The sequence below is a fragment of the Faecalibacterium sp. HTF-F genome (assembly GCF_023347535.1).
In the GTDB taxonomy this organism is placed as follows: domain Bacteria; phylum Bacillota; class Clostridia; order Oscillospirales; family Ruminococcaceae; genus Faecalibacterium; species Faecalibacterium wellingii.
On sequence record NZ_CP094473.1, the window covers coordinates 903130 to 916725 of the forward strand.

At 61.7% G+C, this 13596-nt stretch carries 11 protein-coding genes; all 11 read left to right on the forward strand.

Annotated elements, in window-relative coordinates; genetic code table 11:
* The first annotated feature begins 33 nt into the window (after nucleotides 1-33).
* The 11 genes from topA to MTP37_RS04300 all read left to right on the forward strand — a co-directional run bounded on the left by topA (nucleotide 34) and on the right by MTP37_RS04300 (nucleotide 13590).
* On the forward strand, nucleotides 34-2118 hold the full coding sequence (gene topA / locus MTP37_RS04250; protein ID WP_249238341.1) for a type I DNA topoisomerase: 2085 nt from the start codon (nucleotides 34-36) through the stop codon (nucleotides 2116-2118).
* Between the two features lie 140 nt (nucleotides 2119-2258).
* Nucleotides 2259-3635 (forward strand): methylenetetrahydrofolate--tRNA-(uracil(54)-C(5))-methyltransferase (FADH(2)-oxidizing) TrmFO, encoded by a 1377-nt coding sequence (gene trmFO, locus MTP37_RS04255; RefSeq protein ID WP_249238342.1) that lies wholly within the window; start codon nucleotides 2259-2261, stop codon nucleotides 3633-3635.
* Between the two features lie 15 nt (nucleotides 3636-3650).
* The gene (gene plsX / locus MTP37_RS04260) at nucleotides 3651-4667 is read left to right on the forward strand and encodes a phosphate acyltransferase PlsX (protein WP_249238343.1); all 1017 of its coding nucleotides are present in this window, start codon (nucleotides 3651-3653) and stop codon (nucleotides 4665-4667) included.
* Between the two features lie 18 nt (nucleotides 4668-4685).
* Entirely contained in the window at nucleotides 4686-5360 is a 675-nt protein-coding gene (rnc, locus tag MTP37_RS04265) for a ribonuclease III (RefSeq protein WP_223451991.1), read from the forward strand.
* A complete protein-coding gene (gene smc, locus MTP37_RS04270) occupies nucleotides 5361-8918 on the forward strand; it encodes a chromosome segregation protein SMC (protein ID WP_249238344.1) in 3558 nt (1185 codons plus the stop codon).
* Nucleotides 8919-8949: 31 nt separating this feature from the next.
* Nucleotides 8950-9900, forward strand: coding sequence for a signal recognition particle-docking protein FtsY (gene ftsY / locus MTP37_RS04275; protein WP_249238345.1), 951 nt, complete (start codon nucleotides 8950-8952; stop codon nucleotides 9898-9900).
* A 13-nt stretch (nucleotides 9901-9913) separates the two neighbouring features.
* On the forward strand, nucleotides 9914-10546 hold the full coding sequence (rdgB, locus tag MTP37_RS04280) for an RdgB/HAM1 family non-canonical purine NTP pyrophosphatase (RefSeq protein WP_249238346.1): 633 nt from the start codon (nucleotides 9914-9916) through the stop codon (nucleotides 10544-10546).
* A 13-nt stretch (nucleotides 10547-10559) separates the two neighbouring features.
* The gene (locus MTP37_RS04285; protein ID WP_005932885.1) at nucleotides 10560-10856 is read left to right on the forward strand and encodes a YhbY family RNA-binding protein; all 297 of its coding nucleotides are present in this window, start codon (nucleotides 10560-10562) and stop codon (nucleotides 10854-10856) included.
* 2 nt (nucleotides 10857-10858) lie between these two features.
* Complete coding sequence (gene nadD, locus MTP37_RS04290; RefSeq protein WP_249238347.1) at nucleotides 10859-11542, forward strand: nicotinate (nicotinamide) nucleotide adenylyltransferase; 684 nt, start codon at nucleotides 10859-10861, stop codon at nucleotides 11540-11542.
* Nucleotides 11493-12098 (forward strand): bis(5'-nucleosyl)-tetraphosphatase (symmetrical) YqeK, encoded by a 606-nt coding sequence (gene yqeK / locus MTP37_RS04295; RefSeq protein WP_249238348.1) that lies wholly within the window; start codon nucleotides 11493-11495, stop codon nucleotides 12096-12098. The genes nadD and yqeK overlap by 50 nt, the downstream gene beginning before the upstream one ends.
* 115 nt (nucleotides 12099-12213) lie before the next feature.
* Nucleotides 12214-13590, forward strand: coding sequence for an LCP family protein (locus MTP37_RS04300; protein ID WP_249238349.1), 1377 nt, complete (start codon nucleotides 12214-12216; stop codon nucleotides 13588-13590).
* Nucleotides 13591-13596: the final 6 nt, after the last annotated feature.

The window sequence follows — 13596 nt, forward strand, 5'->3', positions numbered from 1 at the left end:
AGAAGAAAGAAAAACGAATGGGAGTAAACTCGAATGGCGAAACTGGTTATCGTGGAGTCGCCTGCCAAGGCGAAGACCATCGGCAAATATCTGGGCGATGACTACGAAGTCACCGCAAGCATGGGCCATATCCGCGACCTGCCCGCGTCTCAGCTGGGCATCGATGTGGAGCACGGCTATGCTCCGCAGTACATCAGCATCAAAGGCAAGGAAAAGCTCATCAAGGAGCTCAAGAGCAAGGCCAAACACGCAGACGGCGTGCTGCTGGCGACCGACCCGGACCGCGAAGGCGAAGCCATCAGCTGGCATCTGGCAAACATTCTGGGGCTGGACCCCCACGAGCCCAACCGCGTCACTTTTGACGAGATCACCAAGAAAGGCGTCAAGGAGGGCATGGCCCACCCCCGCGCCATTGACGAGGATTTGTTCAACGCCCAGCAGGCCCGCCGGGTGCTGGACCGTCTGGTGGGCTACAAGCTCAGCCCGTTCCTCTGGCGCAAGGTGCGCCGGGGCCTGTCCGCAGGCCGCGTGCAGAGCGTGGCTGTGCGGCTGATCGATGACCGCGAAAAGGAGATCGAGAGCTTCAAGCCGGACGAATACTGGAACGTGGACGCCACCCTCGGCGCAGGCCACAAGAGCTTTACGGCGCGTCTGGCTGCCGATGCCAAGGGCAAGAAGCTGCTGCCCAAAAACGAAGCCGAGGCCCGGGCCATTGAAAAGGGTCTGGAAGGGGCCGAGTACGTGGTGGCAGAGCTGAAAAAGGGCAAGCGGGCAAAGCAGCCCACTCCGGCTTTCATCACCAGTACCCTGCAGCAGGAGGCGTCCCGTCGGCTGGGCTTTACGGCCACCCGCACCATGCGCGCTGCCCAGACCTTGTACGAAGGCGTGGATATTGCAGGCCACGGCACCATGGGTCTGATCACCTATATGCGTACCGACAGCCTGCGCATTTCGGACGAAGCGGTGGCTGCCGCCAAGGAGTATATCGCAGGGGCCTACGGTGAAGCCTATATCTGCCCCTACAAGCGCACCTGGAAGACCAAGAGCGCCACTGCCGCGCAGGACGCCCACGAGGCCATCCGTCCCTCGGTGCCGTCCCTGACGCCCGACGAGGTGGACAAGAGCATCAGCGGCGACACGGCAAAGCTCTACCGCATGATCTGGAGCCGCTTTATGGCCAGCCAGATGGCAGACTGCCAGCAGGACACCGTGTCCGTCACGGTCAGCGCGGCAGACTACCGCTTCAAGGCCAGCGGCTATACCGTCACCTTTGACGGTTTTACGGCTCTGTACGAGGAAGCCACCGATGAAAAGGAAAAGAAGGAGACCGCCCTGCCCCCGCTGGAACAGGGTCAGGTGCTCAAGCTGCGCGAGCTGAAGAGCGAGCAGAAGTTCACCCAGCCGCCCGCCCGCTACACCGAAGCGACCCTCATCAAGGCGCTGGAAGAAAACGGCATCGGCCGTCCCTCCACCTATGCGCCCATCATCACCACCATCATCGACCGCGGCTATGTGGAGCGCGACCAGAAAAAGCTCAAGCCCACCCTGCTGGGCCGGGCGGTGGATGGGCTGATGCTGGAACAGTTCCCCCACATCGTGGACGTGGACTTCTCTGCCCAGATGGAGAAGAATCTGGATAAGATCGAGAGCGGCAAGGCCGACTGGCACAAGACGGTGGATGACTTCTATCAGGGCTTTGCCGCCAGTCTGGAGCAGGCCGAAAAGAACATGGAAGGCAAGAAGGTCAAGGTGCCGGACGAGCCTTCCAGTGAGGTGTGCGACCTGTGCGGCCGGCCCATGGTCATCAAGGTGGGCAAGTACGGCAAGTTTTTGGCCTGCAGCGGCTTCCCGGAGTGCCGGGGCACCAAGCGTCTGGTCAAGGATACCGGCGGCATCTGCCCCAAGTGCGGCAAGGGCCGTATGCTGGAACGCAAGAGCTCCAAGGGCCGCATCTATTACGGCTGCGAGCGCTACCCGGACTGCGATTTCATGACATGGGATACCCCGGTGCCCACCAAGTGCGAGAAGTGCGGCAGCACCCTGTTCCGCAAGGGTTCCAAGCTCTACTGCGCAAAGGAAGGCTGCGGCTTTGAGATGCCGGTGCCGAAGAAGGATTGATAAATAAAAGCCTTCCCCCGGACGGGGAAGCTTTTCAGAGAATACGCTACAACCTCCCTCTTTGGCAAAAACTCCCCCCTCGGGGGAGCTGGCATTGCCGCAGGCAATGACTGAGAGGGTTGGAGCAAAGGAAAAACCAAATGAGCGAATACAAAGTAACCATTCTGGGCGCGGGTCTTGCGGGCTGCGAGGCGGCTCTCTGGCTGGCGGGCAAGGGCGTGCAGGTGGACCTGTACGAGCAGAAGCCCGTCCACTTTTCACCCGCGCACAAGAACGCAGGCTTTGCGGAGCTGATCTGCTCCAACAGCCTGAAAGCCGAACGGCTGGACTCTGCCTCCGGCCTGCTGAAGGAAGAGATGCGCCGCATGGGCAGCCAGCTGCTGAACGCTGCCGAGACGGCCCGTGTGGCTGCAGGCGGTGCACTGGCGGTGGACCGCGATGCCTTCAGCGCCGAAGTGACCCGCATGGTGGAAAGCTGTGAAAACATCACCGTCCACCGGGAACGGGTGGAGCACATCGACGAGACGGCCCCCATTCTGGTGGCCACCGGTCCCCTGACCGACGGCGCACTGGCCGACGAGATCGGGGCCTTGACCGGGGACGAGCGTCTGCATTTCTACGATGCTGTGGCCCCCATCGTCACCGCCGAAAGTCTGGACTATAACAAGGTGTTTGCCGCCTCCCGCTATGACCGGGGCGAGGCCGACTACCTGAACTGCCCTTTCAACAAGGAAGAGTACGAGAAATTCCACGCGGCTCTCGCGTCTGCCGAGCGCGCCCCTCTGCACGACTTTGATACCGGCGCAGAGCAGAGCGCTCAGCCCGACCCGGACGCCCACGGCAAAAAGGCCGACACCGTCACGGTCTACGAGGGCTGCATGCCCATTGAGATCATGGCTGCCCGGGGCGCCGACACCATGCGGTTCGGCCCCCTGCGCCCGGTGGGCCTTGTGAACCCCAACACCGGACACCGCCCCTGGGCCAATGTCCAGCTGCGTGCCGAAAATAAGGAACGCACCCTGTATAACATCGTGGGCTTCCAGACCAACCTCAAGTGGGGCGAGCAGAAGCGGGTGTTCAGCATGATCCCGGGCCTTGAAAATGCCGAGTTCGTGCGGTATGGCGTCATGCACCGCAACACCTTCCTCGATGCGCCCCGGGTGCTCAGCGCCCAGCTGTGCCTGAAAGAGCACCCCAATGTGTTCTTTGCAGGGCAGATCACCGGCTTTGAGGGCTATATGGAAAGCGCTGCCTGCGGCCTGCTGGCAGCCCGCAGCCTGTATGCTCGTCTGGAAGGAAAGGAACTGCCCGCCCCGCCTGCCGACACCATGTGCGGCGCACTGGTGCAGTATCTGACTACCGAGAACAAGCACTTCCAGCCCATGGGCGCGAATATGGGCATCCTTCCTCCGCTGCCGGAGGAGAGCCGCCCGCGGGACAAGCGCCTGCGTTACATGGCACAGGCCCAGCGCGCTGTTGCCAGCTTCCAGCATTGGCTGGATGAAACTTCTCTTTAAGAAGGGAGAAAAGCTATGAAAATTATCGTGGACATGATGGGCGGCGACAACGCCCCTCTGGCGGTGCTGGAGGGTGCCGCACAGGCTGTGAAGGAGTACGGCGTCAACGTCGTCGGCGTGGGCGACGAAGCGCTGGTGCGCAAGACCGCACAGGAGAACAGCATCCCGCTGGACGGCATCGAGCTGGTGAACTGCACCGAGGTCATCGACATGTGCGATGAGCCTGCCCGTGCCATCCGCCAGAAGAAGGACTCCTCCATCGTGGTGGGTCTGAACATGCTGAAGGACGGCAAGGGCGACGCCTTTGTTTCGGCCGGCAGCACCGGCGCGCTGCATGTGGGCGCAAGCCTCATCGTGCGCACCCTCAAGGGCATCAAGCGCCCGGCTCTGGCCACCATGGTGCCCGCTAAAAAGCAGGCCTATCTGCTGCTGGACTGTGGTGCCAATGTGGAGTGCCGCCCTGAGATGCTGGCAGCGTTCGCCGTCATGGGCAGCTGCTATGTGAATAAGGTGGAGGGCCGCCGCAGCCCCAGCGTGGCGCTGACCAACAACGGTGCAGAGGAGAGCAAGGGCACCCCCATGCTCAAGGAAGCCCACCAGCTGCTCAAGACCACCCCCGGCATCCGCTTTGTGGGCAACATCGAGCCCCGCGATGTGCCGGGTGGCGAAGTGGACGTGGTGGTGTGCGACGGCTTCACCGGCAATGTGATCCTCAAGCTGACCGAGGGCGTGGCAAAAATGCTGCTGGGCATGCTGAAACAAATGTTCCTCGCAAACCTCGGCGGCAAGCTGGCCTACCTGCTGCTCAAGGGCAGCGTGGCAGACCTGAAGCACCAGATGGACAGCGAGGAATACGGCGGCGCACCCTTCCTGGGCGCAAGGCAGCCGGTCATCAAGGCCCACGGCTCTTCCAAGGCCAAGGGCATCAAGAACGCCATCCGTCAGGCAAAGATCTGCGTGGAGAACGATCTGTGCGGCACCATGCAGTCTGCGCTGGATGAGCTGGCTGCGGCACAGAAAACTGAGGAATAAAAGGGAGTAAAAACGACCATGAGCCATCAGTTGGAAACAATTATTGGTTATAAGTTCAAAAACCCGGAGCTGCTGGAGATCGCGCTCACCCATACCAGCTACGCCAACGAGAGCCGCACCCCGGTCAAGCATAACGAGCGGCTGGAATTTCTGGGCGACAGCGTGCTGCAGATCGTCTCGGCAGACTATCTGTTCCACGCCTATGCCGACCGGCCGGAGGGCGATCTGACCCGCATCCGCGCCAGCCTTGTCAGCGAGGGGGCCCTGTTCCAGTTTGCACAGGAGATCGATCTGGGCGAATACCTGCGCCTTGGCCGCGGCGAGGAGCGCTGCGGCGGACGCACCCGCCCCAGCGTGGTGTCGGACGCCTTTGAGGCGGTCATTGCCGCACTGTATCTGGACGGCGGCATGGAGGTGGCCCGCAAATTCATCCTGCCCTTCATCACCGAGGGCAAGCACGCCGAGGCTGACTACAAGACCCGCCTGCAGGAGATCGTGCAGCAGAACCCGGAAGAGCGCCTGAGCTATGTGGTGGAAAGCGAGTCCGGCCCCGACCACGACAAGCATTTCGTGGTGGCGGTGCGGTTCAATTCCGACCGCGTGGCCCGTGGCGAAGGCCGCAGCAAAAAAGCCGCAGAGCAGTGCGCCGCCAAAGAAGCGCTCAAGCTGCTGGGCGTGATAAAGGAAAAGTAAATGGTATTCAAAGAACTGGAGATCCAGGGCTTTAAAAGCTTCCCCGATAAGGTCAAGATTCGCTTTGACGCAGGCGTGACCGGCGTGGTGGGTCCCAACGGCTCCGGCAAATCCAACCTTTCGGACGCGGTGCGCTGGGTGCTGGGAGAGACCAGCTCCCGCCAGCTGCGCGCGGCAGGCAAGATGGAGGACGTCATCTTCGGCGGCACCCGGCGGCGCGGAGCCATGGGCTTTGCGCAGGTGCGGCTGACGCTGGACAACGCCGACCATACCTTTGATCTGGACGCGGACGAAGTGACCATTGGCCGCAAGTATTACCGCTCCGGTGAGAGCGAGTATACCATCAACGGGCAGGTGTGCCGCCTGCGGGACGTCTACGAGCTTTTGCTGGACACCGGCATCGGCCGCGACGGCTACTCGGTCATCGGGCAGGGCCGCATCGCGGAGATCGTGGCCGCAAAAAGCAGCGAACGCCGCGAGATCTTTGAGGAAGCCTGCGGCATTGCGAAATACCGCTACCGCAAGACCGAAGCCGAGCGCCGCCTTGCTGCGGCGGGCGAGAACCTTGAGCGCCTGCGGGACATTCTGGGCGAACTGGAAAGCCGGGTGGGCCCGCTGGAAAAAGAGAGCGCCAAGGCAGAAAAGTTTCTGGAGCTGAGTGCCCGGCGCAAGACGCTGGAAGTGACCCTCTGGACCGACGGCGTGCACCGCGCCCGGGAGACCGTGCGCCAGCAGGTGCGGGACTACGAGACGGCGCAGGCCGATTACGAACGCTTTGACCGCGAGACCAGAGCCGCCGAGCAGGAGGCTGAGGAGATCCGGATGCAGGCACAGCAGCTGACGGTTGCCGTCGAGCGCCTGAATGGGGATATCCGCAGCATCACCCAGCAGATCAGCGGGTCGGAGAGCCGCATCGCCGTGCTGGAGAACGACATCCTCCGCAACGAGGAGAGCGCCGCATCCCTGCGGGAAGAGATCAGCGCCGGGGAACAGGACAGCACCGAGGCACAGGCCGCCTTGCAGCGCCACCGTGCCGTGGCAAAGACCATGGAAGCGGAGGGCGAAAAGCTGGCGGCAGAGATCGAGGCACTGAACGCGGAGATCGCACGCCTGACCGATGCCAGCAGCGCCAGCGGTGCCCGCAAGGACACCCTGAAAGCAGAGCTTGCCGGTCTGACGGCCCGGCGCACCGAAGCACAGGTGGCGCAGGCCGCTGCCGAAGCTGCCGGGGAAACAGCCCGCCAGCGTTTGCCCACCCTCGAAGCGAACGCAGAAGAGAGCACCGCCCAGCGGGACGAGGCAAAGCGGGATCTGGAAGACACCATAAAATACCGCCGGATGCTGGAAGAAAACGAAAAGCAGCTGGCGAATGTCCGTTCCGGTCTGGAGCTCAAGCTGAAAAGCCGCAAAGCCGCGCTAGACGATGCCGACGCGGCAGAGCAGAAGCTTGGCCGGGAGCTGGATGCTGCCCGCCAGCGTCTTTCGGTGCTGCGGGAGCTGGAAAAGAACATGGACGGCTACCAGAACTCGGTCAAGGCCGTCATGCGTGCCGCCGGTGCCCGCCGCCTGCGGGGGGTCATCGGGCCGGTGTCCGCCATCCTGACGGTGGAGCCGGGCTGTGAGGTGGCTGTGGAGACCGCCCTTGGCGGCGCTTTGCAGAACGTCGTGGTGGAAAACGAGGCCGCCGCCAAAGCGGCCATCGCCCTGCTGCGCAATGACAATGCGGGCCGCGCCACCTTCCTGCCGCTGGACACCGTCCAGCCCGGCGTGTTCCGGGGGCGTCTTTCCGGCACGGCGCGTCTGGCATCCAGCCTTGTACAGGCCGACCGCCGGTACGACAACATCGTGTCAAACCTTTTAGGCCGCATCATCGTGGTGGACGACATCAACGAAGCCTCCCGCGTGGCGCGGGACAACGGCTTCCGGAGCAAGGTGGTCACCATGGATGGTCAGGTGGTCAATGCAGGCGGCAGCTTTACCGGCGGCAGCGTCCAGCGCAGCGCGGGCCTGTTCACCCGCAAGCAGGAGATGGAAGAGCTGCGGGTAAAGGCTGCAAAACTGCAGAAGGACTGCCTTGCCGCGCAGGAAAAGACCGACCGCTGCAAAGAGCAGGCAGATGCCCTTCAGGCAGAGCTGACCGCCATGGCCAGCGAGCAGATCACCGCAGCCAACGACAGGGTGCGTGCCGAGGCAGAGCAGAAGCGGCTGGAAGCTGCCGTACAGCAGCAGGAGAGCACTCTTGCCGCCCGGCAGCAGGAGATCGATGCCCTGAAAGAGTCCCTTTCCGAGAGCCAGAGCAGGGCCGAGGGCGCTGCTGCTCTGCAGGCAGAGCTCACAGCAAAGGTCGATCTGCTGACTGCTGAAATGAACCGCCTCGCCGAGGGAGACGACAGCTTTGTGGCGCAGCAGACGGTGCTGAACCAGAAGCTCAGCGCAAAGCGGCTGGAACAGGTGACCCGACAGAAGGACGCCGAGCTGGCCTACAGCCAGATCGCCGCGCTGGAACAGCGGGCACAGGATGCCGCTGCACGCCGTGCCTCGCTGGAAGAAAGCCTTGGGGCACTGGCGCAGCGCAGCGAGAGCTGCCGGGCAGAAATTGCAGCCATCCGGCAGGCAAAGTCCGACAGCCAGACCGAGATCACTCAAAAAGAAAAGGCGATCCGCGAAGCCACCGAACAGCGGTTGGAACGCCAGCAGGCAGAGACCGCGGCACTGGGCCGGGCGCGCACTTCCTCCGACAGCCGCGAGGAGATGGGCCGCGAAATGGCCCGCCTTGCCGAACGCAAGGCCGCAGCCGAGACCGAGTACGACCAGACGGTGGCAAAGCTGTGGGATGAGTACCAGCTCTCGGTGAGTCAGGCAGAGAACCTCTGCGTGGAGTTCGAGAGCCTGACGGCCCTGCGGGCGCAGGTGGCAGAACTGCGGGGCAAGATCCGTGCCCTTGGCAGCGTGAACGTCAGCGCCATCGAAGAGTACAAAGAGGTCCGGACCCGCTACGATGCCCTTGTGCATCAGGTGACCGATGTGGAGGAAAGCCGCCACGAGCTGATCCGCATGATCTCCAAACTCTCGGCGCAGATGCGGGAGATCTTCACTGACAGCTTCCGCGCTATCAACGAAAACTTCGGCCGGGTGTTCACCGAGCTGTTCGGCGGCGGCGAAGCCAGCCTTGTGCTGGAGGATGAGGCCGATGTGCTGTCCTGCGGCATCGGCATCCGGGTGGCCCCGCCGGGCAAGGTCATCAAGAATCTGGAAGCGCTTTCCGGCGGTGAACAGGCGCTGGTGGCCATCAGCATCTACTTTGCCATTCTGGCGGTGAATCCGGCACCGTTCTGTATTCTGGACGAGATCGAGGCCGCTCTGGACGATGCCAACGTGGTGCGGTTTGCCCAGTATCTGCGCCGGGTGAGCGACAAGACCCAGTTTATCGTCATCACCCACCGCCGCGGTACGATGGAAGCCGCGAATGTGCTATACGGCGTCACCATGCAGGAGGACGGCGTGTCCAAACTGCTCAGACTGGATCTGGAACAGGTTGACGCCACGCTGGTTTCCTGATATATATTAAAGAAAAAGATAGGAGGACACTATGGGGTTCTTCGGATTTGGCAAAAAAAACAAAGAAAAAGAACAGGAAAAAATGAAAACGGGTCTGGAAAAGACCCGCACCGGTTTCTGGGGCAATATCCTCAACACCCTCACCGGCAGCGTCATCGACGACGAAATGTACGATGATCTGGAAGAGCAGCTCATCCTTGCAGATGTGGGCGGCGAAGTGGCTGTGCGTCTGGTGGACAAGCTGCGGGACCGGGTGCGCGAGAAGGGCCTGAAGACCGGCGAAGAAGCGGCAGATGCCCTGCGGGACATCATTGCCGAGGAGATGACGCCGGAGGCTGAAATGGACCTTTCCGGCAAGCCTGCCGTCATTCTGGTCATTGGAGTGAACGGCGTGGGCAAGACCACCAGCATTGCAAAGCTGGCCGATTACTACACCCGCGAGGGCAAAAAGGTGATGCTGGCCGCAGGCGATACCTTCCGTGCCGCTGCCAGCGAACAGCTGGAGATCTGGGCAAAACGCGCCGGTGTGCCCATCGTCAGTGCGGGCGAGGGCGCAGACCCGGCGGCTGTCATTTTCGACACCGTAAAGTCTGCCACCGCACGCGGCTATGACATGGTCATTGCCGACACCGCAGGCCGTCTGCACAACAAATCCAACCTGATGGCAGAGCTTTCCAAGATCAGCCGCAGCGTCAAAAAGGCCAGCCCCGAGGCCAGTCTGGAGACCCTGCTGGTGCTGGATGCCATCACCGGCCAGAACGCCATCAGTCAGGCCAAGGAGTTCTGCAAGGCTGCAGACGCCACCGGCATCATCCTGACCAAGCTGGACGGCACCGCCAAGGGCGGCTGCGTTGTGGCGGTCAAGCAGCGTCTGGGCCTGCCGGTGCGCTTCATCGGCGTGGGCGAGGGCATCGACGACCTGCTGCCCTTCACCCCGGAGGGCTTTGTGGAAGAGCTGCTCCCGCGCCAGTGGAAGCACTAAGGAGGGCCGCAGCATGAAGATTTGTGCAGCCACCGGCAACGCCGGAAAGCTCCGCGAACTGCGCCGCATTCTGGAAGCGCAGGGCCACGAGGTGGTCAGTCAGAAGGAGCTGGGCATCACCATCGAGCCGGAGGAGACCGGCACCACCTTTGCCGAGAATGCCCTCATCAAGGCCGAGACTATCTGCCGGGCCAGCGGTCTGCCCACCATCGCCGATGACTCCGGCCTGTGCGTGGATGCACTGGGCGGTGCGCCCGGCGTCTACAGTGCCCGCTACTGCGGCCGCCACGGCGACGACGAAGCCAACAACGACAAGCTTCTGGACGCCATGCAGGCTGTGCCTGCCGGGCAGCGGGGTGCAAAGTTCATCTCGGCGGTGTGCTTCATCCTGCCGGATGGGCGGCATCTGACCTGCATAGGCGAGTGCCCGGGCAGCATCGCCTTTGAGCGGCTGTGCGGGGACTACGGCTTTGGCTACGACCCGTTGTTCATCCCCGCCGACTGCGGCATGGGAAAGCACGAGAAGCGCCCCAACACCGAGGGCCGCAGCTATGCCCAGCTGACCCCGGACGAAAAGGACGCCATCAGCCACCGCGGCAACGCGCTGGCGGAATTGGAAAAAGAACTACCTGATTTTTTGAAATAAAAGGAGAAAAACTATGCTGACAAGCAAACAGCGCGCCATCCTGCGCGGCAAGGCAAACACCATGGACCCCGTTTTCATCGTGGGCAAGGGCGAGATCGACGAGACCATGATCCAGGGCGTGAAGGACTGCCTCGACGCCCGTGAGCTCATCAAGCTCAAGGTGCTGGAGAGCAGCATGTACAATGCCCGTGAGGCTTCGGTCAAGCTGGCCGAGGCCACTGGCGCCGACTGCGTGCAGGTGATCGGCTCCAAGTTCGTGCTGTACCTGCAGAAGAAAAAGGACAGCGCTTACGCCGACCTGCTGAAGTAAAAATGAAAGTTCTTCTCTACGGCGGTACATTTGATCCGCCCCACAACGGCCACCTGAACAATCTGCGGGCTGCCGCCGACCGTGTCCGTCCGGACAAGGTGGTGGTGATGCCGGCCGGGCTTTCACCGTTCAAGCAGCACACTTCGGCCCCGGGTGCGCTGCGGCTGGAAATGTGCAGCTGCTTCCATGTACTGGAAGAGGGGATGGATGCCATCCCGCAGCTAGAAGTCAGCGGGTGGGAGGTAGCTCAGGCCGAAGCCGGGAGCCACAATTACACGGTGCTCACGGTGGAAAAGCTGGCCCGGGACTACCCCGGGGCACAGCTGTACCTTGCCATCGGCAGTGATATGCTGCTGAGCTTTGACGGCTGGCACCGCTGGCAGGATATCCTACGCCTTGCCCATCTGGTGGTCACCAGCCGCAATGTGGGCGATGCGCCGGAGCTGCACGCAAAGGCTCTCCGGCTGGACCCCACCGGGGCACGCATCCTGTTTGCACCGGTACAGGCGCTGCCCATGGCCAGCAGCGACATCCGCACCCGTCTGGCTGCAGGCGAAGGGTGCGAAGCTGAGCTGCCGGAGGCAGTGCGGGCGGTCATCCGCCGGGAGAAACTCTACAAAAAGGAAGTATCAGCCAATGAACCTCAAACAGGCAAAGGAGCTTGTGCGCGGCCGCTTGAGCGATAAGCGCTATGAGCATACCTTGAATGTGAAAAAAATGGCCGTCAAGCTGGCAAAGATCTACGGTGAGGACGAGGAGCGGGCCGCGCTGGCAGCCCTGCTGCACGATTCCGCCAAGGAGATCAGCAAGGATGAGATGCGCGAGATCCTGCGCGCTTACCCCCAGTATGCCGAGGGCGGCGAAGAGCGCCCGGCCCCGGTGTGGCACGGCGTGTGCGCCGCGATCCTAGCCCGCACCCAGTGGGGTGTGACCGACGAAGCGGTGCTTTCTGCCATTGCCTGCCACACGGCGGGCAAACCCGGCATGACCCGGCTTGACAAAATTTTGTATCTGGCCGATATGACCAGCGCTGAACGGGACTGGCCCGGCGTGGAAAAGCTGCGCAAGCTGGAAAAAAAGGATCTGGATGCCGCCATGCTGGCCGCGCTGAAGCAGACCAACGATTTCGTGCTCTCGCAGGGCAAGCCTCTGGACCCGATGTCCAAAGCGGCCTATGAGGATATCCTGGCCTGCAGCGGGCAGAATGAAAGGGAAGAAACGGCAGAAAGCAAAGGTCTCTGACCGGATGCAGAAAACAGATTGCAGATTCTGCCGGACAATGTTATACTAAAGACTATGACAGGTCTTGCAGAGAACCTTTTGCACGACTGTGAAAATCTGGAGGATACAAAAAAGCATGAGCCAGACGCCACGCCATATCAATACCGATCGTTCGCTGAAGCGCCCGGAGCGGGCGGCAGATGCACCGCGTCACGCCGCGTCCAGCACGGATGCAAAGCAGAGCACAGGCGGTGCACACAATGAGCCGCCCCGCCGTCCGGCACAGGGCAGCGGACAGAATGAACCGCCGCGCCGCCGCAATAAGAAAAAGAAAACGCCCCTCTGGCTGCCTTTTGCAGTGGTCATGGCCATCATCGCGGTGATCTCCGGTGTGGTGGTGTATGGCGTAAGCCTTGTGAACAAGGTGGAGGACAGCATCCGTCCGGACGACAGCACCCCCACCATTGAGGAAGAGGTCAAGACAGCTGAGGAATACAAGGGCGATGTAGTGAACATTCTGGTCTGCGGCATCGACTATGAAGAGGGCCGTAATTATTCCAACGACCCCACTTCCAACGACGGCATGACCGACATGATCCTGTATGTGCAGTTCGACATCAAGAACGGCGCACTGCGGATGCTGCAGATCCCCCGCAACAGCCTTGTCACCACCAAGAACAAAAAGATTACCCTTTCCAATGGAAAGACCTACGCCGCCACGAATTATCAGATCAACTCGGTGGCGATCTCCAACGGCGGCAGCATCGCCGCTCTGGCCGATGTCATCTACGACCAGTTCCGGCTGCCCATCGATTACTATGTGACGGTGGATATGCAGGCACTGGTGGATATGGTGGATAACTTTGGCGGCATCGAGGTGTATATCCCCCACGACATGTCCTACGGCGGCAGCAAGCTGCTCAAGGGCTACCGCAATCTGAACGGTGCATCGGCAGAGTTCTTTGTGCGCTGCCGCCACGGCGACGGCTACGCCAATTCCGATATCGACCGCCTGAACATGCAGCGCTATTTCTATGCCGGCCTGTTCAAGCGTGCCCGCGCCATGGGTGTCACCGATATCCTGAACCAGCTGCCGCTGGTGTTCAAGAACTATATCAAGACGGATATGGACATTTCCACCATTGCAAAGCTGGTGGTGTCCTTCCTCAAGCTCGACAGCTCCAACATCATTCTGGCGCAGACGCCGGTGTTCATGGGCGTGCCCAATGTGGGCAAGACCGACACCTTTGCCGGTTACTCCTGCGTGGTGCCGGATGCGGGTTCCATTGCAAACCTGCTCAACCAGTATTTCTGCACCTACACCGGCCCCATTGATGTGAGCGAAATGAACCTTGTCACCGACGAGTGGCCCCACGGCAGTGCATCCACCGATGCCAACGTGCAGTATATGGGCCGCATCGATAAGGAGTCGGACGATGCCATCCTGAACGGCGATACAGACCTTGATGGCGCTGTTACCACCGACGGTCAGGCCGCAGGCTCCGCAAACTGAAACTGA